19 protein-coding genes are annotated in these 25,717 nt (G+C 66.6%); 2 read left to right on the plus strand and 17 right to left on the minus strand.

Translation table 11 applies throughout. The annotated features are described in order from the left end of the window. From JSV65_00595 to JSV65_00655, 13 genes are all read right to left on the minus strand, one after another. Window positions 1-737, minus strand: a 737-nt coding sequence (locus JSV65_00595; GenBank protein ID UCH34887.1) for an ABC transporter ATP-binding protein, incomplete at its 3' end; no start/stop codon positions are given. Between the two features lie 82 nt (window positions 738-819). Further along, the gene (locus tag JSV65_00600; GenBank protein ID UCH34888.1) at window positions 820-1,467 is read right to left on the minus strand and encodes an ABC transporter permease; all 648 of its coding nucleotides are present in this window, start codon (window positions 1,465-1,467) and stop codon (window positions 820-822) included. After that, window positions 1,442-1,870 (minus strand): PqqD family protein, encoded by a 429-nt coding sequence (locus JSV65_00605; protein ID UCH34889.1) that lies wholly within the window; start codon window positions 1,868-1,870, stop codon window positions 1,442-1,444. The genes JSV65_00600 and JSV65_00605 overlap by 26 nt, the downstream gene beginning before the upstream one ends. A gap of 9 nt (window positions 1,871-1,879) precedes the next feature. After that, window positions 1,880-2,668 carry a hypothetical protein gene (locus JSV65_00610; GenBank protein UCH34890.1) on the minus strand — a complete coding sequence of 263 codons (789 nt, stop codon included), beginning with the start codon at window positions 2,666-2,668 and terminating at the stop codon, window positions 1,880-1,882. 160 nt (window positions 2,669-2,828) lie between these two features. Further along, window positions 2,829-4,868, minus strand: coding sequence for a hypothetical protein (locus JSV65_00615; protein ID UCH34891.1), 2,040 nt, complete (start codon window positions 4,866-4,868; stop codon window positions 2,829-2,831). A gap of 161 nt (window positions 4,869-5,029) precedes the next feature. Next, window positions 5,030-9,667, minus strand: a complete 4,638-nt coding sequence (locus JSV65_00620; GenBank protein UCH34892.1) for a M28 family peptidase — start codon at window positions 9,665-9,667, stop codon at window positions 5,030-5,032. A 566-nt stretch (window positions 9,668-10,233) separates the two neighbouring features. Beyond that, window positions 10,234-11,451 (minus strand): rhomboid family intramembrane serine protease, encoded by a 1,218-nt coding sequence (locus JSV65_00625; GenBank protein ID UCH34893.1) that lies wholly within the window; start codon window positions 11,449-11,451, stop codon window positions 10,234-10,236. A gap of 63 nt (window positions 11,452-11,514) precedes the next feature. Further along, window positions 11,515-12,789: a sugar ABC transporter substrate-binding protein gene (locus tag JSV65_00630; protein ID UCH34894.1), complete on the minus strand. Its 1,275-nt coding sequence runs from the start codon at window positions 12,787-12,789 to the stop codon at window positions 11,515-11,517. A 141-nt stretch (window positions 12,790-12,930) separates the two neighbouring features. After that, entirely contained in the window at window positions 12,931-13,179 is a 249-nt protein-coding gene (locus tag JSV65_00635) for a hypothetical protein (GenBank protein ID UCH34895.1), read from the minus strand. A gap of 102 nt (window positions 13,180-13,281) precedes the next feature. After that, window positions 13,282-14,346: a nucleoside 2-deoxyribosyltransferase gene (locus tag JSV65_00640; protein ID UCH34896.1), complete on the minus strand. Its 1,065-nt coding sequence runs from the start codon at window positions 14,344-14,346 to the stop codon at window positions 13,282-13,284. A 6-nt stretch (window positions 14,347-14,352) separates the two neighbouring features. Continuing rightward, entirely contained in the window at window positions 14,353-17,520 is a 3,168-nt protein-coding gene (locus JSV65_00645) for a beta-galactosidase (protein UCH34897.1), read from the minus strand. Beyond that, window positions 17,520-18,500: a tetratricopeptide repeat protein gene (locus JSV65_00650; protein UCH34898.1), complete on the minus strand. Its 981-nt coding sequence runs from the start codon at window positions 18,498-18,500 to the stop codon at window positions 17,520-17,522. Before JSV65_00650 ends, JSV65_00645 begins: the two co-directional genes overlap by 1 nt. A gap of 105 nt (window positions 18,501-18,605) precedes the next feature. Then, window positions 18,606-19,901: a DegT/DnrJ/EryC1/StrS family aminotransferase gene (locus JSV65_00655; GenBank protein UCH34899.1), complete on the minus strand. Its 1,296-nt coding sequence runs from the start codon at window positions 19,899-19,901 to the stop codon at window positions 18,606-18,608. Between the two features lie 293 nt (window positions 19,902-20,194). Here JSV65_00655 and JSV65_00660 point away from each other — a divergent pair, with 293 nt between their 5' ends. Together JSV65_00660 and JSV65_00665 are read left to right on the plus strand one after the other, a co-directional pair. Then, the gene (locus JSV65_00660) at window positions 20,195-21,019 is read left to right on the plus strand and encodes an endonuclease/exonuclease/phosphatase family protein (protein UCH34900.1); all 825 of its coding nucleotides are present in this window, start codon (window positions 20,195-20,197) and stop codon (window positions 21,017-21,019) included. A 165-nt stretch (window positions 21,020-21,184) separates the two neighbouring features. Continuing rightward, window positions 21,185-23,053: a hypothetical protein gene (locus tag JSV65_00665; GenBank protein UCH34901.1), complete on the plus strand. Its 1,869-nt coding sequence runs from the start codon at window positions 21,185-21,187 to the stop codon at window positions 23,051-23,053. A gap of 48 nt (window positions 23,054-23,101) precedes the next feature. On the opposite strand, the gene JSV65_00670 is transcribed toward JSV65_00665, so the two are convergent. The 4 genes from JSV65_00670 to JSV65_00685 all read right to left on the minus strand — a co-directional run. Next, entirely contained in the window at window positions 23,102-23,353 is a 252-nt protein-coding gene (locus tag JSV65_00670; GenBank protein ID UCH34902.1) for a hypothetical protein, read from the minus strand. 99 nt (window positions 23,354-23,452) lie between these two features. Beyond that, entirely contained in the window at window positions 23,453-24,304 is an 852-nt protein-coding gene (locus JSV65_00675; GenBank protein UCH34903.1) for a hypothetical protein, read from the minus strand. Window positions 24,305-24,351: 47 nt separating this feature from the next. Next, window positions 24,352-25,050 (minus strand): hypothetical protein, encoded by a 699-nt coding sequence (locus JSV65_00680; protein ID UCH34904.1) that lies wholly within the window; start codon window positions 25,048-25,050, stop codon window positions 24,352-24,354. 34 nt (window positions 25,051-25,084) lie between these two features. After that, window positions 25,085-25,717, minus strand: a 633-nt coding sequence (locus tag JSV65_00685; GenBank protein ID UCH34905.1) for an aldo/keto reductase, incomplete at its 5' end; no start/stop codon positions are given.

Below are 25,717 nucleotides of genomic sequence, written 5' to 3' on the forward strand. Positions count from 1 at the left end.
ATCTCGCCCACGCGGACGTCGATCTCCTCGCGGTTCTCGATGCGCTCGATCTTGCCGTCGCGGATCCATACCACGCGGTCGGAGACGTCAATCATCTTCAGGTCGTGGGTCGCGGAGATAATGGTCACCCCCTGCTCGTCGTTCATCTGCTTGAGGAGCAGGATGATCTCCTTGCCGGTCTTGAGATCGAGGTTGCCGGTGGGCTCGTCGGCGAGGATAATGCCGGGATCATTGGCCAGCGCCCGGGCGATGGCGACACGCTGCTGCTGGCCGCCGGACAGCTCCGAGGGCTTGTGGTTGAGGCGGTCGCCGAGCCCGACGCGATCGAGCAGCTTACTCCCTTTGATCTGGGCGTCGTCGGTGGACAGCCCGGCGAAGATCATCGGCAGCGTCACGTTCTCCAGCGCGGTCATCACGGGGATGAGGTTGAAGGTCTGGAAAATGTAACCGATCTTGCGGCAGCGCAGCCACGCCAGCTCGAAGGCGTCGAGCTGGGCCATGTCCACCTCGTCAATGAATACGGTGCCGTTACTGGGCTTGTCGAGGCCGCCGATCATGTTGAACAACGTGGACTTCCCGGAGCCGGACGGGCCCATGATCGAGACGTACTCGCCGCGCTTGATGTCCACCGCCACGCCGTCCAGCGCGCGCAGCACGGTCCCGCCCATGGTGTACTCTTTCGCCAGGTCCTTGGTGCGGACGATGTATTCCTTGACGCTCGGTGCGACTGTGCTCATCGTTTCCTCCAACCTCTGCCGAATTCAGCTGCCAGGCGCGACTCCTGGCCTAGGCTGTGCGTGCGCGCATGGATAATGCGCGTTAGATCTCCACGCGCAGCGCCGCCGCCGGGGGCATCTTCGCCGCGCGCCACGCGGGGTACATCGCGGCCAGCACCGACAAGATGCCGCCCAACAGCACGGCTCCGACAACTCCCGCCCACAAGGGGAATCCGTAGCCGAACAGGGTTATCGCCGGCCCCATTTTGGCGAACGCGCTGGTGCCGAAGCGAACCGCGTAGATCGCACCCATAACCAGGAAACCGACGAGCGCGCCGACCAATGCTCCGAGCGCGCCCAGCATCCCTGACTCCAACAGGAACAGGCGCACGATGTAACGGTCGAGCGCGCCCAGGCACTTCATCGTGCCGATTTCCTTGTAGCGTTCCGTCACCGCCATCAACATCGAGTTGACGATGCCCACCGTGGCCACCAGCAGGGACATCGTCACCAGCCAGATGTTGCGCGCGCTGACGCTCGGGTCCAATTCCGCCTGGCCGCGCAGTATCGCCGTCTGCGTGAGCACCGACACCAGGAACGCAGTGCCCAGGAAGATGCCCGAGGCGGTGATGATCGACCGTCCCAGGCGCACGAAGATGGATTTCAGCGTCATCTCCACCGACCGGCCCCAGGGCAGAATGATCTGCCGCTCGATGGTCTTGGCCTCAGGCACTGTTGTCTGCCCCGACATCTCTCAGTTTCCTCTCCTTCGCCGCCCGTGCATCCTGCTGCGGCACGGCGATTGCGATCAGCTTACGCTTGCCCAACTGTCGCAGGAAGGCGGTCAGCGATACCTCGGCTTCCTTGCGGTTCAACTTGTACTTGGCCGCCAGTCGCTCGATCAGCTCCGCTACGGTGTGCTGGCCGTCGCAGCCCTGCCACACGTACGAACCAACCCGGTCGAGCTGGAGCTTCCGCTCCTTCGGCACAACGAAGAACAATGACAGCAGCCGCCCCACCCAGTCCTCGCGCCGCCGCATGACGATCACCGTCTCCTCCCCACTGCTGCTCCACTCGACCGCCTGGTTTCGCATGGGGTACGAGGCGAGCGCGCGCTCCTTGCTCAGCTTCGGTTGTCGCCTTCCTAAACGCATCGGTGACCGCTACTCGTGGCACACGACCGACTCGACCACGTCGAGCATGGTCTGCGCGTCCTCGTGGTGCACGGACTCCACGCTGTAGATGCGGTTCGACTCCGCGCAGTGCCACACCCGCCCGTCGAAATCCGACGCGATGCGCAGCCGCATCAACCGCTCTCCCGCTCGGCGCGCCCGGTGAAACAGCCGCCGCCGGTGACCGGATACGTTCACCCCGTCGTGGCCCTTCACCGCCGCCGCCTCGCAGTCGAGCACCACGTCGCGCCGGCGCACCTCCTCCACTTCGTACCAATGCTGCAAATCGCGTTCCGCCAGGGCGACGTCCGCCATGCCCCAGCGGCGCACCCGCAGCTTGCGCTTCCCCGCGGCGAAGGCCAGCTCCAGGTAACCGGCCATCAACTGCTGACGCTCGAGGCGGAACTCCTGCGGCGCGTCAAACGCCAGGCCGTACAGCGCCCACGTAATGCGCCCGTCCCGCTCGTGGTCCTCGAGCGATGCAAGGATGCTGCGCGTCAGCGCTTCGTTGTCCTCGCCCGGACGCGAGATCACCTGCACGATGACCGTGCGCCCGCACTCCTCGCATTTCCAGATGACGCCGCTGGCGTCCTCGGGGCCGCTCCATGTAAAGCCCCGCAGCTTCTTCTTCGGCTTGCTGCGCTTGCTCACGACGCGCGCCTTGGCGTGCACGCTCACGCCGCGGCGCCGCCCGCGCTTGCGCAGCCGGGCCAGGTATTTCTCCAGCGCCCGGTCGAGGTCAACGTTCTGGTCCGACCATTTGACCTCGAGTCGCGGCATGTGCCCGTCTTCCAGGCGCACATAGCCCGACTTGTGATCGCCGCCGATCGCCCCCAGCGTCCAGTCGGCGGGAATCCGCGCGGTTATGCCCTGCCAGCCGAACAGCGCAAAGTCACGTGCGTCCGCATCGGGCTGGCGCTTGGCTCTCGCCGGTTTGGTGCTAATACGGCAACACCCTGACCGATTTCATGATAATCGCGATGGCGATGCCGAGCATCCCCATCAAGCCCTGCCCGCACGCGTAACCCGCCAGCAGCACCGGGGCATACAACCGCCAGCGGTGCAGCCCGAAGCGCCTTCTGAAGTAGTACCTGCCCAGCATCGCCCCGATGAAGATCGGGATGGCTCCGTGCGTCGGCCCCGTGAACCCGCTGGCCATCCCGTAGAACCACATGATCGGCGTGCGGGCGAGGGCGAGGACGCCGTACAAGCCGAGGCTGCCGCCGAGGCCGATCCCCATCAGGTTCGGCTTCAGCGCCTTGAGCAGCCACTGCTCCTCGGCGCCGCCGCGGGTTGCAGTCGCCCACAGGCAGGTCCATGTGGCGTTGAGCGGCCAGAAGGTCTGCGCGTACGGGTACGATGACGACGGGATCGGCCCGAGGCGCCAGAAGAACGACCAGAACAGGAAGCTGCACACTATGAGCAGGACGAGCAGGAACGCTTCCGCCTTGATCACACTCGTGAACTTGGTGCCGGTGAGTTCGACCTCGCGGAAGCGCTGCGCCGCCCACCCGTGATCGTACAGCGGGATGGGTGCGAACCAGATGTCAACGCCCCTGTAACCACTGAGGATGAAGGACGCCTGAGCGAGGTATGGTATGCCGATGCCGCGGGTGGTGAGGCCGATAAGGCGGGCGGAGATGTAGGAGTTGATCGGACTCCACACCAGCCCGAAGACGATCAATATCCACAGCGGGAATCGGGGCACGAGCACGTTCGCCATGACGATAATGCCCACCGCCGAGATGAGCCACGCGATCGCTGCAATCCACAGGGGGAAGTCGCCCCGGCCGGGCGGCGGCGGCACGAACCGACGCGCGACAGCGCGGCGTTCGGCGTCAGTGCGTTTGCGGACGTAGCTGCTGATGACTTGGCCGAAGCCGATGAGAGCGAAGCTGACCGCGACGCCGATGCCGACGCTCATCCAGAAGTCAATGCCGGTGGCGATGTCCGTCTGGATGACGCTCATCCCCGGGCGCCAGCTCGGGAATGCCTCGGGGCTCAGGTGATACAGAGTCGGCGTAAACAGGAAATTAGCGAAGATGGCTGTGATGAACTGCCCGACCGCAATCGGCAGCGGGAGGATGAAGCCGACCAACACGGCGCCGAGGTCGGTGCCGATGGCGATCTTGCCCGCCGGGAAGATGCCCTCCGTGTTGGGGGTGAGGTCAATGAAGGGGATCTTGATCAGTTGGATCGGCTCGGCAAACAGGGCGCCGGTGATGGTCGGCACGAGCACGTATAACACCCCGTAGCTCAAGCCGATCATCGCGCCCACGCTGAACACCGGCCACCGCCACGATTCCTCGTCGCGCGTGACCTCGGCGAGGGCGGTTGCGCCCTGCGCCGTTACCGGGGCGTATGGAAAAGGCAGGCGCTCGACGTCGGAGGTCGAGCGGAACAGGATGTAGCCAAGACCGATCCACTGCATGCGTCCCAGGACTTGGCCGATCAGCAGGAGCACGATCGGGATCGTCCAGTCCGGGTGCAGGAAGGAGCGGCCGGCGATGGCCATCGAGGCTCCGGGAGGCGCCCACCAGTTCGGGATCTGATCGGCGATACCGAAGCCGACGGCGGCTGGTGAGGTGCGTACGTATTGGGCCCAGATGAGACCGGCGAACGGCCCGCCGCCGAGGGCGAGACCGCCGGCGCCGCCCGCCAGAGCGGCCGCCATGTAGTAGATCAGGTACAGTTCCTGTCGCCGCATGGGCGTGAACGAGCGCCGCGCGATCTCGGCGAAGAGGATGATCGTCGTCCACTCCGCTGCCGGGCCCAACTCCTGACCGACCATCAGGCCCAAGTAGATGGCGCCCGGCATCATGATGAACCCGACGAAGAACGCGCCGAGCATCGTGCGCAGCGTGAACCCTTCGTGGAACTCCGTCGGCTCCAACTCCGGCAGCCGCTCGGAGTACATCCCGAACGCGCCGTCGCCGCGCGCCTCGTCGGGCTGCTCTACCTTGTCATCCTTGTCGCTCAATCGCTCACCTCCGCCGCACCCGCGGCGCACTCAGCCCTGCGTGTTCTCCGCGCACCCGCCGCCTCGCCCGCCCGCTCCTTCTGCGCCGCGCCCCGGGATTCCTCGGCTCCTCCGACGCGCCCGCCGCTGCTTCCCCCGGCCTGCGCCGCGGCCGCGGACGCTCACGCCTGCTGACTCGCGGCGGCCGCGTCCGACGCCGTCAGGTAGCGCTCGCGGTCCTCCGCGCGCAGCGTGCGCCAGATCAGGAACTGCTTGCGCAGCGTGTTGAGGAAGCGCCGGTTGACGCGCTTCCACGAACTGACGTCGCCGCTCTCGCGCCGCAGCGTCAGCTTGATCTCGAACACATCCTCCATCGTCGTCGGCACGGTGCGCAGCTCCGCGCGCTGGCTGACCCCGAGGTCGAACGGCGCCAGCCACGTCATGAGGCGGATGACATATTCGGTGCCGTGCTCGCTGGCGCGCTCCTCGGTCACCACGTCCTGGGTCACGAAGTCGCCGATGCTGTACTCCTCGTAGGCCGCGAACCACTCCGACATGAACGCGTTGAGCGCCACCGCCTGCTCGCCGGTCACCGCGAACGGCATGTCGATGTCCCAGGTGTCGCCGACCGGCTCCGGCACGTGCCAGCGCCGATCCACCGCCGGCGTCGCCACCTCCGACGCCTTGCGCGCCGGGTAGAGCGTGGACAGCAGCACGACCCCGATGACGATCGCGGTGGACGCCACCGCGGACAGCGAGGAGTAGTTGAGGTACAACCCCGGCAGCAGGTTGTACGCGATGATGATCTTGACCGTCCCCTGGCCGATGACGTAGCCGAGGATCGCGCCCAGGATGGCGTAGACGAAGGCTTCGGCGAGGAACAGCGTCGCGATGTGGCTCGGCGCGAGGCCGACGCTGCTGAAGATGCCGATCTCGCGCACGCGCTCGTACACGGAACCGAGCATCGTGTTGAGCACGATGAGCGCGGCGATGAGGATCGGGATGAACAGGTCGAGCAGGCCGGTGATGGCGGTCGAGCCCATGGAACTCCAGCGCCGAATGCGGTCGCCCATCCCCGCGTACAGGTTGAAGCCCAGGCGCGGCATGAGGTCGCGCAGGACGTGTTTCACTTCCTCGGGCGTGACGAAATCAATCGCGACCGACTGCACCTGCGCGCCGAGGTTGATCGCCAGCGAATACGGGATGAAGATGACGTCGTCGGGCGACAGGTGCAGGTACTCCTGGAATCCCGCCTCGCCTTGCTGCTGGCCGGCGCGCTGCAGCTTCATCATCTGGATGAAGTCCACCGGCGTCAGCAGCTCGTTGTCGAGGTCCTTGACATTGCGCATCTTGCGCGTGCCGATGATACCGACGAGGTCGAGATCCAGACCCGAGAAATGCAGTTTCGCCTTGCCGACGTCGGCCGGGCTGAGGTTCAGCATCTCGGCCACCGCGGTGGGCACGATCGCCTCGTAGCGCTGTCCCTCCTTGAACCAGCGCCCCGCGACGAGCGCGTCCTGGGGCTGCGTCACCTTTGCCTCCTCCGGCATCAGCCCCACCGCGGCGCGCACGTTGTACTCCTTATCGCTGGTGGTGCTGGTGACGCGCATGAACGACTGCTCGTCGCGCAGCGAGGTCGCGAACCACGCGCGGGCGGCGACAGTGCGCTGCTCCCCGAACTCGTTGTTGAGCAGGCGGTACGCCGACTCCTCCAAGGGCTCCCATACGGCGTTGCGCACCATCAGCCCGTTGTAACGCGGGGTGCCCGGCGATGGGCGGTCGTTGTAGCGCACGCCGGTGACCACCGAGGTGAAACTGAGCACGGTGAAGGTGAGCAGCACCAGCGTGATGCACGTCAGCACGGTCCGTGCGCGGCGACGGCGCATGTTGCTCATGCCGAGCGTGAACGCGGCCATCGCCACCCCCATGCGCCCGATATCGGCGCGGTGCACGCCGCCGATCTTGGTCTGCAGCGCCTTCAACTGCGCCTCGAACTTCCCGAACAGCAGCACCACGACCAGTGTCGCGAGCGTCGCCATGATGAAGGCGAGCAGCATCACCACCGGCGTCACCTCGAGAATATCGAACGCCGGGTGGATGTAGCGGAAGAGCGTGAAGCTGGCGGCGAAAATGAGCACCGTGTACGTGATCTGGAATCGCAGGTCGGGCGCGGCGAGCACGAGGCGCTCGAGGAAGAAGGCGAATGGGATGAGCAGGACAAGGTAGAACAGCACCCCGCGCACGACGTCGTGCTGCGTCGCCTGCACGCGCGGATATGCGCTCGCTTCGTAGCCCCACGCCGCGCGGGCGGCGCCGTCGAACGCCGCGTAATCCTGCCTCGTCCAGGCCTCCTCGGCACGCTGGATGTACTCGTCCGTCTGCTTATGCAAACCCTCCAACGCCTGATCAATGATGCGGAATTTCCGCAGCACCGCGATGCGCGATTCGTCGAGCTGCCACATATCCTTCGCCACCCGCAGCGGCGTCCGCGCCAGCAGCCTGCTGCGGTCGGCAAGGATCCCCACGCCCTTCGGGTTCTCGGGACTCGCGTTGAGCAACACGAAGCGCCGCGCCGCCGGCCCCATCTGCATCATCACTTTCACCCGCGTCGGCGGCGCTTCCACCACGCTGTCCTCGAGCTCCCACTGCGGCGTCTGCGCCGCGAACACGAGCGCGACGTCCTCCACGTGCGACACCCAGAACTCCGGCCGCGAGATGGCATACCCGAACGAGCGCGGCTCCGCATCCGTGCGCGCGTCGTAGACGTACATGTCCGGCAGCGTTCTCAGGCTCTGCGGGTCAACGATGTCGAACAGCGCGATCGACGTACACGGGAACGTCACCACCGTCGCCTCGCGCTGCCCCATCGTCATGTAGAGCTGAATCGAGAACGCCTTGTGCCCCTGCACCCCGAGGTCCGGCGCGTAGTCAACGTCGCCGGTCCCCGCGTCGGTGTGATACGCCTCGACGTACACCGGCCGCCGCGCGCCGTACGCGTTGATCGTCGGCACCCCGTAGAACGTGAACCATCCGTCTTCGTCCACCACCTGCGCCATGTCCCCGCGCACGCCCATGAAGGTCTGCTTCATGATGCGCCCTACCGCCACGCCGTACCAGTCCCCAGGCCGCACGGTGACCAACGATCCGGGCAGCGGCTGGTTCGGGATCAGCCCCTTCTTGGGGTTGAATGTCACGACGCGTCCGCGCAGGATGGCGAAGCCCCCGTTGAGGGTCATCTTCGAGAACACCGGCTTGTCGTCCACCGGCATCTTCGGGTCGTTCAGTATCTCGCTGAAGCTGCACGCCAGGAAGGTCACCTGGCGGTGCAGGTTGCGGAAGTCAACGTACTCCGGCAGGTCCCACGGCGTATCCACCTTGGCGCGGCTGTCGTCGGTCGTCACCAGGGCGACGCCCATGCCGCCGCCGAGCGAGAACGGCTCGTTCTCCAGCGCGATTTTGCCAGGGATGAAGGTGCGCCACGGCTTGCCCGCGATGGGGTTGACGCCGTCGGCGAAGGCTTCGTCGCGCACGTAGCCCAGCTCGTCGGCGATCAACTCGCCGTTCTCGCGATAGACGCGGGCGATGTCGGAGAAGTCGCGCTGTCGGTCCTCGCGGTAATTGTAGTAGTAGCCCTTGTAGAACATGCCGACGCGCGAGGTCTGGCTCGACAGATCGAGCGCGCAGAACAGGTGAATCCGGTCCTTGATGCGGTAGTCGTGCGTGTACGGTATGATGCCCAGGAATTTCGCCGGCCGCTGCGCGTGCTCGCCCGTCTCGAGATCGTGCAGGTGGGCCCCGAAGTACTCGCGGATCCCGGTCAACGCCTCGAAGTGGCCGGCCGTGGCGAGCAGCCTTATCGTGCGCTTCGGCCGGTGCTCGGTGAAGATGCGGGCCAGTTCCAGCAAGCTGGCGATGCCGAGACTGCTCTCCGCCCCGGGCGCGATCTCGGGCACGATGCACATCGAGTCGTAGTAGGCGTTGATGACGACGACTTCGTTCTTCAGCTCTGAGTCGGTGCCGGCGATGGTGCCGATGATGTTGTGGCCGCGATACAGGATGCCCGCCTTTTCCGTCTCGTCGGTGGGAAGCAGCCACCCCATGTCGCACTTGAGACGGCCGAGCACCTCAGCCGTGGATTCGAGACGCGCCAGCACTCGCAGCGCGTCCCGGCGGGGGAGCCAGAAGCGCGGGATGTTGATCGGTACCGACAGATACTTCGATTCCGACTCGCCGCGAATGGAAGGCTCGTCCGGCTCGACGAAAATGACTGCTTTGGCGCCCAGCCGCGGGCCGTTGAGCCAGCGGTTGCCGCAGCGGAAATCGAATAGGACGATGCTCCCTTCGAGAGGCTGCCCGCTCAGTTCAGTCAGCTCTCCCGTGCCGCCCCACACCAGCCGCCCGGTGAGACCCTCGGGCGGCAACTGCGATGTGCGCACGCTGTTCGGCCACAGCGGGTATATGGTGATTTGCCCGCCGCTCTCTCCCAGGAGTTCGAGGCTTGAGCCGCGATTCACCGGGGCGCTGGTGACGAATGGCTCTTTGGTCAAATCCTCGACGCCCAGGCTCTTCAGGTAACCGTAGACGTACTCCTCAGCTTGCTTGCATCCGCGGTAACCGGTGACGCGGCTGGGGAAGCTGGCGAGCGTCTCGACGTGCCGGCGCAGGTTGTCAACGTTCACTTCAGAGGCCAGGCGGTGATAGGCGCGCTTCTGCTGTGACGTGAGTTCCTTGGCTTGCCCGGGCGAGTTCGTCGCCAAGGCCAAAGCTGCGGCTATCAGCCATAGCCAGGACGCGCTCCACCGCGGAGTTCGATTAGCCATTTCCTGACACTCCTTGCTTCGCCATCGGGCGGCGGGCCCGGACCGGTGCTCCTACCCGTGCGCGCCGCCCGTATCCCAGCACGCATTATTCATACGCGCGCGCATCTCACGTGGCGCGGTTCCACCGCGCTCCGAAGCGGCGCGCAACGCCGCCCGGCACGGTCTTCAAGCGTAGTATGAATGACTCCGGCCGGCGCCGCCGGCGGACTCGGGAGCCGCCGGCGTCGCTCACCGGGCGCCGGCCTCCGCGCCGCGGTCTCCTCCGCACGTCGAAGACGATACAACACGCCGCGCCCGCAAGCGCACCGCGGGCGCCGTCACCAGCTCAGTCGCACACCTTCGGGCGGCCGGAAACTGCCGAAACTCCCCTCGCAGCGGGGTCGTGCCGTATGCAATGCCGGACGGCGCGGCGTCGCCCGATGCCATAACCCCGCCACAGGCAGGTTGTTCGACGCCCTGAGCCGAATCGCCTTCTGGCCTCCTGACGTGGGGCACGTCATCACGGGACGTTGATCAACTCCGGTCGGCACGAGCGTGTCCCGGGCAGCTCGAGGAACTCCATCCCCCTATTTGCCCAACGCGCGACGGAGGTTCTCGCTCTGCCGCCGGGCGTAATCGTGCCACCGCCCCTCGGGGTAATCGGCGGCGAGGCGCTCGAGGTAGCCCAGCGCGCTCTGGATATCGGCAAGCTGCTCGACGCACAGCGTCGCCGCGCGCATCAGCGAGGTCTGTGCCTCCTCGCTCTTCGGATATGCCTCGGCCAGTTGATCGAACACGTGCACCGCCATGCCGTAGCGCCCTTCCTGCTCCAGGGCCAGGGCGACCCCGAATTGGTTGCGCAGGTTGAGCAGGCACTCGGGGAAACAGCCCGTCAGCTCCTCGTACGCCTCCGCCGCGCCGGTGCGGTTTGCCGCGTTGAGGTAGCGGTCAACCGCCCGCAGGTACGAGTGGCCCGCCAGTTCGTACTTTCGTTCCAGCACGTACTGCTTGGCCAGCGCGTGATGCACCTCGGGCACGTCGGCGTCTTCCTGCGCCAGACGGTGGAGTTCGCCGATCACGTCGTACCCGGACACCGAGAGCGGGTCGCGCCGCAGTTCCTCCAGGAAGTACTCTCGTTGTCCCTCCGCGCGCAGGCGCAGCATGAGCGCGCCGACGATGCCGAAGGCGAACCCGCCGAGGTGTGCCCAGTGCGCGACGGGGTCCGCGCCCCTCACGCCGGCACGCTCGGCGGCTACGGATAGGATGCCCGTGCACATCTCGTATCCCGCCCACAGCGCGATGAAGACCCACGCCGCGACCTCGATCACTCCCGCCTTGACCACCACCCAGTACGCGATGCGCAATCGCGTCCGGTAGAAGCGCACCGCCGCCAGCCCGAGCAGCCCGGCGACCGCCCCCGACGCTCCGATCACCGGCTTCGCCACATTGGCGCTGCCGAAGCCCGTCGCCACCCCCGCGTGCACCAGTTGCGCGCCGACCTGGCTGCCGAACAGCAGGGTGAGGAACAACGTGACCCCCAGCGCATCCTCGATGAGCGCGCCGAACACCCATAGGAAGAGCAGGTTGGTGAACACGTGCCACACGTTGAGATGGACGAACATTGAGGTGATGAGGGAATACCAGTTGCCCTGGGAGGGCACGAAGCCGAACTGCATCTGCGCCGCCGTCACGTTTTCGGGGCCGCTCAGGATGTGCAGGCCGAGGTAGCTCAGAATGTTGAGCGCGATGAGCGTATATGTGGCGTACGGGACGCGCTTGCGGACCCGATCCGTCGCATATGGCATGAAGTTGATCATGTCAGTGCGACCGCTGCGGCGCCCGTCCGCAGCGCGCGTCGCCGCGCGCTCTCATCGCTGCGCCGCCGCCAGCTCTTTGGTCACCTCCCTCGCTGCTTGCCCCATGCCCTGTGCCACCGATGTTTCGCCGATCCAGATCTCGTCGAGACGATCCTGAATCAGGTGCGCGATGCGATCCCATTCCGGCACATTCGGCGCCAGTTTACCGTACCCCAAGGCGTCAACGAATACGCGCCGATTGTAGTCCACTTTCGCCGCCAGGTACGGCCCTTGGGCGACCGATTTCCGCGAGGGCTGCTTCTCCACCGCCGCCGCCATCTTCTCCTGGCTTTCCGGTCCGAGGAGATACTTGAACAGCTCCCACGCTTCCTTGGGATGTGCGGTGGCGGCGGAGATGGCGTAATTCTCGGTCCCCGCGAGCGTCGCCCGCTGCCTCTTCTTCGGCAGGGGCGCGACGTCCCAACGCAGGGCCGACGATCTGCGCAGCACCTGCACGTCCCACGCCCCGGACATGAACATCGCCACCCGCCCGGCCTTGAACCGCTCCCGCGTCTCGCGCGCCTCCTCCTGGCTGATCAGCGGCGCAACTCTGTGCTTGTGCGCCAGGTCAGCCAGGAACCGGAGGGCTTCTGTCGCCGCGGGCTGGTCGAGTAGGCAGCGCGTCCGCGTCTCATCGAGTATCTGCCCGCCGTTCTGCCATATCCAGGGGTAGATTCGCGCCCCCCAGAAGTCAATCACGCACCCGTAGCGCGCCCGCGTCGGATCGCTGCTGTGCCGCGTCAGCTTCCGCGCCGCCGCGAGGTAGTCATCCCAGGTCCAGGAGTCGTCGGGATACTCCACCCCCGCTTCGTCGAACAGGTCCTTGTTGTAGAACAGAACGTAAACCGAGGAGTAGCGGGGGAGGGAGTAGAGGCGCCCCTTGTATTTGCAGATCGGGAGAATCTGCTCGTAAAAATCACCGAGGTCGAACGACGCATCGCCTTCAATCAGCGGCTCCAGGTCGAGCAAGGCGCCCTTGGCCGCGAGGGGGAGGAAGTACGCGCCGTGGATGGACATGACGTCCGGAGCCTTGCCCGCGGCGATGCTGGTCTGCAGCTTGTCCATCGCGCGCTGGCCGGGCTCGTTGATGATCGTCACATCGAGCTTCGGGTGCTGCCGCTCGAACTCGGCGATCAGCTCCTGGTTGACCGCGAGTTCTTCGGGCTGAACCCAGGTGAACAGGTGAAGCTCGATCTTGCCGTCTGATCGAGGCGGGCCCCCGCATCCGCTGAGCAGGCCGGAGACCATAAGAATTATGGCCAGGATTGATGTGCCCCGCCAGCTCAAGGTGACACCTCCACACCCCGCGAGGAGTATAGCACAAAGCCGCAGTGCGCGTAAATCGCGCGCGTGCTCAGGGTGTGAATGCCGACCGCTGGCTTTGGCGCCGCACTTGTAGGGGCGGCCCTCTGTGGTCGTCCGGTCACGTCACGATTCACCCGCCCGCGACGCGCGCAGGTCGAGGTAGAGCGCAACCGCCGCGCCGACGAACGACACGGCGCACACCAGGCTTGAAACACGCGACGTGTGGATGAACGGCTCGCCGCGCGCGAGATCAACGCCGAAGTTCAGCCAGAACAGCGCTGACCCGAACAGCGCGACGCCGATGGCGATCCGGCGGAACATCGCCGCCCGCCGCCTGCAGAACTCGACGTACGGCTCGAAGTTGAAAGTCATTGGCTCGTCAGCATGGAGCACAGGCGCCCTCGCCTGTGTTCGCGTTCTCCGAAGAACGCGCGTCGGGCCGGACGGTGAGCACGGGCACAGTATGCTGCGCCCCTACAGCTGGAGCGCGATCGGATACGCCCCCTTCGCCCGCGCCTCCTCAACCATCGCGCGGTAGTTCTCGATCGGCACGTAGGTCGGAATGCTGTTGGCGGAGCCGAGGCAGTACCCCCCGCCCGGCGCCACCTCGCGCAGCAGGTACCGCACGTTCTCGCGCACCCGCTCCGGAGTCCCGCGGCCCAGCAAATCCACGTCCACATTCCCGATCAGGCATACGCGGTCGCCGTATTCGCGTTTCAGCTCCACCATATCGTAGATGTTGGGCGGGAGCGAATGCCAGGCATCAATGCCAACGTACCCGACCAGGTCCTCTGCGATGGCCTTGAGGTTGCCGCAGGAGTGCAGCATGAACGGCATCCCGTGCTCGTGCGCGATATCGGCGAGCCGCTTGTGCCACGGGAAGACGTACGCGCGCAGCAGGTCCGGCGAAACCATCGTCGCCTGGTTGCTGCCGAGGTCGTCGCCGAGCCACAGCGCGATCACCTCATCCATGTCCGCGAGATGCTCGAAGATGCTGACCAGCAGTTCGCCCACGCGCCGGAAGATCTCCTCGACGACCTCGGGATTGTCGTGCAGCGCCATGCAGAAGCTCGTCAGTCCCATGGGCCACGAGGTGTTCTCGAACACGCCCGACGTATTGGGGATGATCTTCATGCCCTCGGGCAGCATCTTCGCGGCGCGTTCGAGGGCGGAGTAGTCCACTTCATTCGGCTTCGGCCACGGGTAGCGCTCGACGTCCTCCATGGTCTGCAGGACGTTGCCCTCCTCCTTCGCCCAGTGGCGTTCGCCGACGGCGTGGATGCCGGTGTCCGCCGCAGGCAGGCTCTCTCTCGGCAGACCGAAGCCGGGGCACACCTCGACGTAGTCATATCCCGCCTGATACCAGAAGTCTATGACCCACTTCAGATGATCATCATCCGGCCCGCGCCCGAGGAACAGCGCTTTGATCGGATCGTCCACATGCAGCTCGACCAGCGGGACGCGATCCGGCTCTCCCTCGCGGCGCAGCGCCGTGAGCAACCTGCGATAGTCCGGATCCGGCTTGCGGGTTTCTCCCATATCGTCTCACCGGTCGCTCGTCTCGACTGAGACCAGCGCCACCTCATAGGGTTCCAGGTGCACCGTCGCGCGCGCCGGCTGCATCGCAACAAGGTCGGTCACCGCGGCGATCCGCCCGCCGCGCGCGCGCAGCCGGATCGAAGTCGGCTGCGGGTTGAGGTTGAGCGCATAGACGAGATAGCAGCCGCCGTCGCCAACCGTCCGGGTCTCGACGCCCCATGCCGGCCCGCCGCCCACGCCGTGCACGGTCAAGCCCTGCGGCTCGATGACCCTCGCGACCACCTTGCCGAGCTTGTCGAACCACTCGCGCCCCGTCATGTCCGTCGGTACGCGTACCACTCGCCCCGCGCCCAGTCGCACGCCTCCCGTTCGCCCGCCGACCAGTGGCGCGTCGGTCCGCTCGCGCCCCATCTCATCGAAGGCAAGCGCCCCCTCCGTGATGACCAACGTCCCGCCGCCGCGCACGTACTGCTCCAGCGCGCGGTGGCTCTCGTCGGGGGCGTACTTCGATCCCGCAACGACGATTACGTCGTATTGCGCGGCGACGCCGTGCGCCAGTTGCCGGTCGGTAATCAGGTTGACCGGACGTCCGAGGAACAGCGCGCCCGTGTACGCGGCGTACAGCTCTTGCTCCTGGCGCGTGCCCGAGCGCGAGGCCTGCGTCATGTAGAGTGCGATCGGCGCGCGCGCCCGCTGGAGCTTCGTCACCTCCGGCATCAGCCGCCGCAGGTCGAGCGTCGTTCTCGCGAGCGCCTCCAGCAGTCCGGCATGATACAGAATCGCGCCGTCGTCAAACGCCTCCTGCCCGCGCCCCCACACCCACACGTTGGCCCCGTTCATCCCGTGCAGGCAGCTCATCCACAGCGACGCCCGCCCCGCCGGCGCCGGATAGCGCCGGGGGTCGTTGTAGATGATGTGCCATTCCGAATCCACCACCGGCCGGTCGGGGCACACCGACCGCATGAAGTCATAGCCCATCGCCCCCGGGCCGAAGCTGAGACCCAGGTCGCCCGTGCTCGGCGTCATCGCCATGTCGCAGCCGCTGATGCCCTCCTCGGCGCGCAGCTGCAAATCCTCGCGGTCAATGCCGAGCCGGAACCCGCCCTCGTCGAAGATCGTCCAGTTCATCACCTTGATATGTATCGGATGCTCCGCGTCCATCTCGCGGATGATCTTCTTCATCCACACGAAGTAGTCGCTGAAACGCCGCTGGTTGAAGCGGCACCAGTCGTACCACACCGCGCGGCTCGCCGCATCAGCCTTGCGCGGCGGCGTGATCTCACCCCACGACGAGAGCGCCGTGCCCCACGCCTCGTTGAGCGCGTCGAGCGAGTCGTAGCGCGACCGCACCCAGTCGCGGAACCACACCGCGCAGTGATCGCAGTAGCAGACATATAGCGGCTCGTTGGCGAGGATGTAGCTGTGCAGCGCAGGCCGGTCCTTGATGCGCGGGATGAATGCGCGCAGCCACTCCTCCGCGACCTTGCGCGACACCGGATGCTCCAGGCACTGGTGGATGAAGCCGCCCTCGCCGCCCTGCCGCTCGAGGCTCGTGCCGGGGAATGCGTCGTACACCCACCCCGGGAAGTAGTGCGTCGAGAGGAGAAAGTCTATCGCGACGTTGTGTTCCGCGGCGCGATCGAGGATTGCTTCGAACTCGCGAATCCGATCCCACGACAACTCATCCGGCCCCATCACCACCGAGTTCGGCCCCATCTCCTGCTCGACAAAGTTGAAGCCCATCTCCCCCAGGTTCGGGATGTCGTTCGCAATCGCGCTCCAACACAGCGAGCCGAACAGGAACACCGGATGGTCGCCGCTGTAGAACGAGCCGTCGCGCACTTCGAGCTTCGTCATATCGTATTCGGGCACGGTCAGCTCGCGGCTCGGATCGTCGAGGCACTGGCGCGCTTCGTCAATCGCGCGCCGGCACGAATCGAGGAGATAGTCAGCGTTCCACTCGCTCACTTCTAGCCGGCCTTCCTCAATATCGGCCCTGAGGTAGCCGATGAACCGTCGCACGACCTCATTCGTCGCGCGCGGGTACGCCAAGCGCTGGCCTTTCTCCGCGCCCCGGCGTATGAGATCCGAGAGGTCCTCGTGCAATGCCGCAAGTTCCTCGACCTTGCGCAGAATCGCCGCTGAGCTGAGCATGGTGAAACTCGCCTCCGCGGTCGCCGCCGGCAGACTGTTCGACGCCGCGACCGCCACGGAATAACGCCCCTTGGCCAGGTCCGGCGAAGTCGCCCACGCGAAATCCACTCGGTTGGCCCCGCGCTTGAGCTGCGACGTCCGCGACTCGCTCCACAGCGTGCGGCCGTCATCCCCGCGCAGGATCACGGTCACTTTGGCGGCTCGACCCTCGGGACTCGCGAGGCCGACCTCGATGCCGACCTCATCGCCGGCATTGTATACCGGCTCGGGCACGCGGACGTACGCCTCGAATGCTTCCGGCGCGGTCGCGAAGGCAAGCCTGCCGAAGGCCTGAGGATTCTTCGGCGCCAATCCGATTCCCGGCGTCCACTCCAGCCAGCCCTCCCGTCCCTCGCCGTCGTTGTCATTGACCAGGACTGAGAAGCGGCACGCATCCTGGATCACCGGCGCCAGCGGCGCCAGCGCCGACCACGGCAGGAACACTTCGTAGGTGCAGATGCACCCCCGGTCGACGGGGCGCACTTCTATCGCGGCTTCCGCGCCCCGCGCAACGCCCTCGCTCTCGCCGCGCCGCGGATGCTGGAGCCACACCTGCGGCTCGCCGTCAACCAGGGCGATGGTGAACTCCTGGTCATCCTCGCGGTATCCCATACCACCCGGCTGCATCAGCGGGTCGAAGGCGATCTGAAGGCTGTCGCCGAGCCAGGTGCGCCACGTCTTCTCGGGCTGCGCGAACCGGTCATCCGCGACCGTCGCGGCCACATAGAGCCCCTGCCGGTCCCACGCGAGTGACAACCGCGCGTTCAAGTCCTGCGGACCCGACCACGCGCCGGGGACGATGGCATGAAACTGGTCGGCGCGGTCAAGAGCGATGGACTGCAAGTCGGGCCATTCATCAGAGTTGCCGTCAATCGTCGGCGCCTGCCGCAGCTGGGGACACGCGTATTCAGGCTCGGCCGCGGCAGCCGTCAGCGATGCGACAAGCATCACGACGGCCGCGGCGCATGTGATCCGTTTCATCACTGGCTTACCTCCTCGAGCGCCACGTCGTCCACCCACAGCGCGTCTGTCACGTTGACGACATTCAGCCCGATGACGATGGACTCCGCCTTCGCGGGCGTAGTGAACTTGGTCTCGATGCGCTGCCAGTCATAGGTTCCCGCAGGAACGTCGAGTTGATAGCTCTTCCAATCAGTCCAGTGACCCGCGGTGCCGACGTTCTCGCCTTTGACCCAGCAGCTCAGGCGATACTCCGTCCCCGGCTCGACTTTCGCCGCTTGCCACACGCGGCCGTACACGTTCGGCGCCAGGGGGCTGCGGTTGACGACGAGCAGGCTGGCTGTTTCGGAATGCGCCTGATCCGCGGTGACGTGCGCCTGTACCTGCGCTCCGCCCGCGATGTTGAATGACCAGTGAAGCGGGCTCGGTCGCGGGGACACGCCATGCCGTGCCTCTTCCTCGGCGAGCGCGGCCCAGGGGCTGCGCGGGAAGCGATCGCGCAGCCGCTCCAATGCTGCCTCCGCGTTCTCCGGTTGGCGCAGATGCTGTTCGTATACCTTGCCCAGCCAGTACAGAGCTTCGTCAGCGCGGTCGCCTTCGGGGTAACGCTCGACGAGGTCGCTGAGCAGCGCCGCCGCACGGGCGTCGTTCGCGCCTTCGCCGTAGCTGTCGCCGTAACTGTCCTCGAATCCGCCGTTGCGCAGCGGGGGACCGGCAGGTGGGCGCTCCAGCTCGCGAACCGGCGTGACCGCGCCTCGCACGTAGTAGTGATAGATGTATGCGGCGTCGAGCAGGGCGTCGTCGGCGACGTCGCTCGCGGGGTGGTCGCGGGCGACTGCCAGGAACTCCGCCGCCAGATCTTGCCAGCCCGCGCGCGCGACTTCCCGCACCAGCGCCGCGTACTTGCCTCGCGCCGCGTCGTACTCCTCGCGCGCGGGATCGCCCGCCGCGGATGCGGCGGCAAGCACGGCGATCACGAGCGCGGCACTCCAGCGGGTCATTGATCCTCCTCGGTTGATCCTCTCACACTCCGACCGCCCCGGCTGTGATCTCCCGCGACGCCGCCCAAGGCCGCCTGCCGCTCCGTTGCGGGACGCATCGGGCTTTCATTCCGGCTGGACGTCAACCGCGAGCACCGCGTCGGGCTGCGACATCACCCTAATGATCGCGTCCGCAAACGCGCGCATCAGATCGGGGCCGTTGGGCGGCCAAATCCCGTTGACATACAGGTTGGTCGCGACGAAGGCGTTGGTTACCGGGTAGTCGGCGACGTTGTACTCGACGGGTCCGGCGTGGGGGCAGTGCCAGGGGCAGCCTTTGCCGTAGCCGACGCGCTGCTGGAAGATCTCTTGCGCTGGCACCGCCATGCGCTGCCAGCGGCCGACGGGCACGCCTTCGGCCTGCAGCGCCCGCTCGACCTTCTGGCGAAACACGGGCGGCTCGACATCGAGCCCCAACGACTCGGGGGAGATGTTCAGGACGTACGTGTAGTAGACGCAGGTGCGGCCGTCGGGGACGTACGGCGTGTCAACTCCGGGCACGCCGCGCAGAAGCTCGGTGAGCAGGCTGCAGTTCTCGATGCGGCGGGCGTTGTTCTCATCCAGGCGGCGCAGTTGGCTGCGGGCGAAGGCCTGGCCGAACGTATCCCCGCGGTACATCCAGCCCATGCCGTACGCGTTGTATTCTTGCTCGCGGCCCTCGCGGCCGGGGATGACCAGCTCGCCGAGGTATTCGAGCAGCGCCGCCCGCTTGTGGATCATCTCGTCGTCGGTGGTGAAGACTCCGCCGTGGCTGCCGGTGGTGAGCAGCTTGCTGGCCTGGAGACTGTACCCCGCGCAGTCGCCGATGGCGCCGCACAGATGCCCCTTGTAGCGGGCGCCGTGCGCCTGGGCGACGTCCTCGATGACGAAGAGATTGTGCTTGCGCGCTATGGACACGATGGGGTCCATGTCCGCCGGCATGCCGTGGATGTGCACCGGCATGATCGCGCGCGTCCGTTCCGTGATGCGCGCCTCGATCTGCGCGGGATCCATCGTCCACGCGCGCGGCTCGACGTCCACGAACACCGGGATTCCGTTGTGATGGAGCACCGCCGCCGCCGACGCCCAGTACGTGAACGCGGGGCAGATCACTTCGTCGCCGGGCTCGATGCCCACGCCCGCCACGCCCATATGCAGCGCGGCCGTGCCGCTGTTGCACGGAATGGCGAACCGCACGCCCATGTACTGCGCCCATTCCTCGGCAAAGGCCTTGAACTGCGCCTCGCGTTGCACTCCGATGTCGCCGTCGCGCATAACCTCGAGGACCGCCGCGCGATCCTCCTCGGTGATGTGGGGCCACGGGCGCACCGCGCCCTGCGCGACTACCGCCTCGCCGCCGTGAACCGCAAGTTTGTCAGCCAACGAAATGAAACCTCCTGATGGGGTCCGGGTACTATCCGGAGGGCCGGGAGAACCGGGAATCGCGCTCATGAACCATGGTGGGGCCTCGCCGCACTCCGGAATCCCGCAAAGCGAGATCACGGGAGAGTTCCGGCTGCTTCCGTGGCAGCCGGCACCCTACGATGTGTTGTCCTGCCTGGGGGTGTTGTTCGCCGAAACGTCCGACCTTCCCTCCGCGCCGGCCGGCAGGAAGCAGCTTTCGTCGGCGCGAATACATTACCGAGTACTGCGGCATCAACAGACAAGGACGGAATGTGCTCCCCTGCCTCGCGTTCTCCGCCTCCCAACGGTCGGTCGCCCGCGTGCGCGTCATGACCCTCAACATCTGGAACTACAACGACCCGTGGCAGGCGCGCCGCGACCTCATCGCCGCCTGCGTCAACGACATCGCGCCGGACATCGTCGGGTTCCAGGAAATCCGAAGGGACGACAACCGTGCCCCCGACGATCAGGCGCATCAGATCACCGCGCTGCTGCGCGAGGAGTACCACTGCGTGTACCGCCCCGCGATGACGTTCGAGCGAGCGCCGCTGCATGAGGAAGGGCTCGCCATCCTCAGCCGCTGGCCGATCGCCGCCTGGGATGCCGTCGAGCTGACACGCGATCCCGGCGACGAGCGCGACAATCACCAGCGCATCCTGCTTCACGGCGAGGCGGCGACTCCCGTCGGCCCGCTGCATTTCTTCAACACCCATTGGTCGCTCAGCGAGCAGGCACGGGGGCGCAACGCGGCAGAGGTGCGCGCGTTGATCGCGCGCTTCGCGGGCACGGCGCCGGTGGTGCTCGTCGGCGACCTCAACTCGCTGCCCGACGGCTCCGGCGTGCAGACGTTGTTCGCACCGACGGATGCGGGACAAGCATTGCTCACCGACGCGTGGGCCGCGATGCACCCCGACCAGCCCGGCTTCACTCACCGCAGCGATAGGCCGACGCACCGCATAGACTACATCGCATGCAACTTCGGCGGAGAGAGATTCGGCCGCCTGCTCGACGTGCGCCTCGCGTGCGCCGAGCCGACGGACGGCCTGTTCCCCTCCGATCACGTCGGCATCGTCGCCGATTTCGAAATGAGACAGTAGGCCCATCGCTTGCAGACTTGCCGTACCGCAGCCGCGCTTCGAGAGCCGTCCCGCCTGCGACGCCTGCCCGCCGCGGCCCGTCAAGCCCGGATCCGGCCTCTGCGCCAAGGTGAGCTTGACGACCGTTGTGGAACAAGAAAGCGGAAAGCGTAAGCGTAGCCGGACATGAAGACCTGGCATCTGCGCGTGGTCGTCGCGATCCTGGCGCTCGCATCGGGCGCCGGAGCATTTGCCGCGCCCGCGCTCGACGAGTACGGCGGTTGGCCGGAGGTGTGGGGCGCGAAGACCGGATTCTTCGGGCTCGAGAAGATCCGCGACCGCTGGTGGTTCACGACCCCGGAGGGCAACGTGTTCCTGTCCCAGGGCGTGGACATCGTCAACTCGCTGCCCGGCGAGCAACCCGGCGAGGTCGGCGCGCGCCTTCGCAAGTGGGGCTTCAACACCGTCGGGCCGGACTGCCCGGATGCCGTTCGCGAGGGCGGTATCGCCTGCACGGTGCTCCTGAATCTCAGCCAACCGACCATAGACGCGGGCGCTGCTCCACCCGGCGCGCGCTTTCCCGACGTCTTCGACCCGCGCTTCGAACGCATCGCCAACGAGATCGCGGCCAACGTCTGCTCGCTCCATGCCGACAGCCCCTGGCTGCTCGGCTACTTCACAGACGACGGGCTGGACTGGCGCGATCACGGTCCGGGGAACTTGGTGGATGTCTTCTTCGCGATGCCTGCCGAATCGCCGGGGAGGCAGGCGTTGGTCTCCGAGCTGCGGCGACTCCACGACGATAATGTCGAGCGCTTCAACACCGCGTGGGACCTGTCGCTCGGCTCGCTGGACGAGCTGTCACAGGTGCGCGAGTTGCAGCCGGGGCCGAGATTCCAGGGCTACGCGGTCAGTCGCGACCGCGCGCGCTTGTTGGCGTTCATCGCCGGGCGGTATTTCGACGTCGCGGGCTCCGCCATCAGGGCGCACGACCCCAATCACCTCGTGCTCGGCTGCCGCTTCGCCAAACCGCCCGGCGCGGATGTGTTGGCGGCGATGCGCGGTCACGTGGACGTGGTGTCCATCACCGGCACGCCGGAACTCGACGCGGACGTGCTGACCCAGATGCACAACGATTCCGAGTTGCCGCTGCTGGTCACCCCGCTGCACGTGAAAGGCCGGGAGCGGGACACGGGCGCGCCCGGCGCCTCATCCGCCGAAGGATTAGCGGCCGCCTATCAGCGCCGCATCGAGAGCCTGGCCAAGGCGGCGTTCGTCGTCGGTTACGGCTGGCCGCGCTACGCGGAGACCACGACGAGCCCGACCGATGGCCTGCCCGGGCTCGTTGGCGCTCGCGGCGAGGCCGATGCTCCCCTAGTCAGCTCCGTCGAGAAGACAAACGATCGCTTCTACATGCAGGCGTCTCTGGCGCGCCTGAAGCCGACCCTGTTCGAAGTTGTGAAACGCTACGAGCTGCGGCGCGCCGGCATCGGCGGCGTCACTGTGGACGGCGATCTGCGGGACTGGCAGCCGGCGATGGCGATGGAGCTTCGCCCCTCGGCGTACGAGAAGATCGATTCCGAGATCGAGGCCGCCGCCTACCTCATGTGGGACGCCGGCGCCCTCTACTTCGCCGGCCGGCTCGACGATCCATCGGTGGAAGCGTCCACCGTCACGTCCTACGTTGGCGCCGACTGGCTCGAGCTGACGGCGGCCACCTACTCCTACGTCGTCACCCTCATGCCCGGCCGCCAGACCGTGACCGACCTCAATCGAGGCAAAACGCGGCCGGCAACGATGGTGATCGGCCGCGTGTACGCTGCTTCCGAAGCCGCCGATGAAGACACCCGGCGCCCCGTCGCCGGCTACACCTTCGAGGGGCGCGTTGACGTCCCCATAGTCATCCCTGAGGGGTTCATCTTTCGCTTCGGGTTGGCGCTGCACCACTACACCGAGGACGGACGCGAGGTGCGGCTCAGCTTTCCTTACTACTGGTCGCCGTCGAACCCCGCGAGCGGTGCCGAGATCGTCGTCACCGGGCGCGTGCAGCAGTAGCCCTGCGCGGGGGTGGGCGCTCCCGGCCGGATGTCGCCCACACCGCGCCTACTTCTCCTCGCGCCGGACGTGCGCGCCTTCGCCCTTCTGCGTGTAGTGCGCCGCCGCCCGCCCGGTGTCACCTTCGAACGCAGTCTGGTGGCTCGGCGCCTGGGCGCAGCCCACCTTGGAGGCGATGACCTGCTGCACGAACGCGAGGGCCTCGTCTCTGTCCTGGTCGGTGATGATGCCTGCCAGGCGCATGATGTCGTCGGGTTCCAGGCTGATGGCGGTGCGCTGCATCTTGAAGCCAGGGCTCATGAGAGTGCGTTCCTCCTCGCGATTCCTGAACGAGGTGTTCGCCTTCCCGCCGCGCTCACCTGTCATCCCGCCGCACAATGCGGCGCTCGCCCGCGCGGGTTATCGCCGCGGCTTCAGCAGCATCTCCACCAGCCCGTCGAGATCGGTCGCCGGCGTGAACCGCGGCGCGGCGCCGCCGGTGCGCAGCAGCAGCTTGCGCCGCCGGGCATCCTCCGCCATCGCCGTCACGTCAACCGGGCGCACGATGAACATCCGGGCGAACTGAGCGTTCTGCATCTGGTCGAGTGCGAGGCCCGGCGAGCGCCGAGCGGCGAACTCCTCGTACAGGCAGAAGACGAACGTCGGCAGGCGCATCGTGTGCGGTCTGACAGCGAATGCCGGCTGGCCCGGGCTGCCGGGCGCGCTGGGCAGGGCCTCAATCAACCCCGCCTCGCGCAGGATGCGCAGCGCGCGCGTCACGGTCGGCTCGCTGCGGAAGCCCCACGTCTTGCGCGCATAGGCCGAGATGAACGAGCGCGTCAGGACGTTGTCGTAATCGAACAGTGCGCCCGTATTGGCGAGGCGAAACTGACCGGCGGTGAATCCCTTGGGCGCGCGTCCTTGAACGAAGTAGGGATAGAAGATCTCGGCGGCGATGGCAGCGATGATGCTGTCGGTCTGCGCGGTGCGATAGTAGATCAGTTCCGTCCGCGCTTGCGTGTCGGTTATGCTGGCGGCGAGGCGCACGAAGGGGGAAACGACGACCTGGCCTTTCGTCACCGGGATCAGGCGTTGGATGAGCTTGTCGGCGATGCGCCCGCGGGTCTTCTCCGATGTCTGCGGCAGCGCGGCAATGAGCTGCGCGCGCAGGTCGGCGCGTCGTTCCACGTCGAGCGCGAGGCGCAGCGCGTGCGCCGCTTCGTCGGGGTACAGCTCTTGCCCAAACGCGGCGAATGACTGGCGGGGTGGCACGCGCGGATATTAGCAAGCAGACCCGGGGGTGTCAAGCGCGGGCCTGCTCACCGGCTGTGGTCGGACGAACTTGCCTGCGCTTGGTTCCTTGCGTCGCCGCACACCTCACGCACGGGCGCGCTGTTGAGCCAATGGATCCCGCAGTATAGTGCGGCTGCAAGCGAGAGGAAAAGGAGAAACCCGAAGGGCGCGAGCAGCGCCGCCACGACGGCGAACGCGACGGCAGGCGCGCCGAGCTCTGATCGAAGAGCCGCTCCCGCCATTCCCAGCGTCAGCGGGAGCCAGACCACCGCGACGCCCAGGAGCCACGCGATCCCCGCCCACAGCACCCCGACCAGCATACGACGCCCCGGCTCCCGTCCGCGGGCGAAATCGGCGCCCGCGACAGCGGCCACCAACGCCAAGGCGACCCCGGCCCACAGCGCGATGAGCAGACAGGCGTGGATAAGGCCGTCCGGCAGCCGATCGCCTACCGCGTCGGATGAACTCACCAGATTGAACGGCGCGACTATCGCGCAGTAGAGCCACAGCCCCGCAACAGCTATCCCGGCAACGCTGACGATCCGGCCGGTGACGCGGACGGTATCGCGCGTCGGCAGCAGAGCCGGGCCTTCGCCTCTCGACGGGCTGAGCTGCGATACGAATAAGAAGATGCTCTGAGTCGTCCGCGGCAATCCAGAAAGAGCGGCCAGACGCTTCAGCCAGTCCGGCGGTCCGGTGCGGGGCTCTTCCGAGCCGGTGCTCATTTCCATCCCCCCGGCAACGGTAGAAGCTACGACGTCATTTTGACAGCAGGTCCGCCGCCTCCTTCAGTCGCTCCGGGACGGGCAGACCGTACGGGCACTTCTCCTTGCACTTGCCGCAGTCCAGGCACTCATCCGCCGAGCGGTGCAGCGCCTCGAACCGCTCCTTCGCCAGATCGCGCAGCGCGTACAGCTTGTAGTATCGCTCCAGCCTGAAGATCTCGGACAGCGGCATCTCCGCCGAGCACACCGCGTCGCAGTACCCGCAATTGTGGCAGAATTGCTCGCCCAGAATCGCCAGCCGCTCGCGGATCTTCTCGATCTCAGAATTACCGAGCGCCTCGATCTCCTCACCCGCTGCCACCGCAGCGTTCTCGTCCACCTCCAGCGTCGAGTCCATCCCCGGGATCGCCACCGACACCGCTTCGTGCGACAGCACGAACCGCAGCGCCGCCGTCGCCGTCGGCAGATCCTTGCCCTCCAGCCACTGCTGCACCTCGTGCGGCGTGGCCAGCGCGCCGCCCGCGATCGGCTTCATGCAGATGACGCCGATGCCGCGCTCCAGGCAGAACGGGAACAGCTTCTCCGCAGCCTCCGGCTTCACGACGTTGAACGGCACCTGCACCGTCTCGAATTCCCCGCTCTCCAGCGCCTTGATCGCGATATCGGG

The sequence above is a fragment of the Armatimonadota bacterium genome (assembly GCA_020354555.1).
Taxonomy (GTDB): domain Bacteria; phylum Armatimonadota; class Hebobacteria.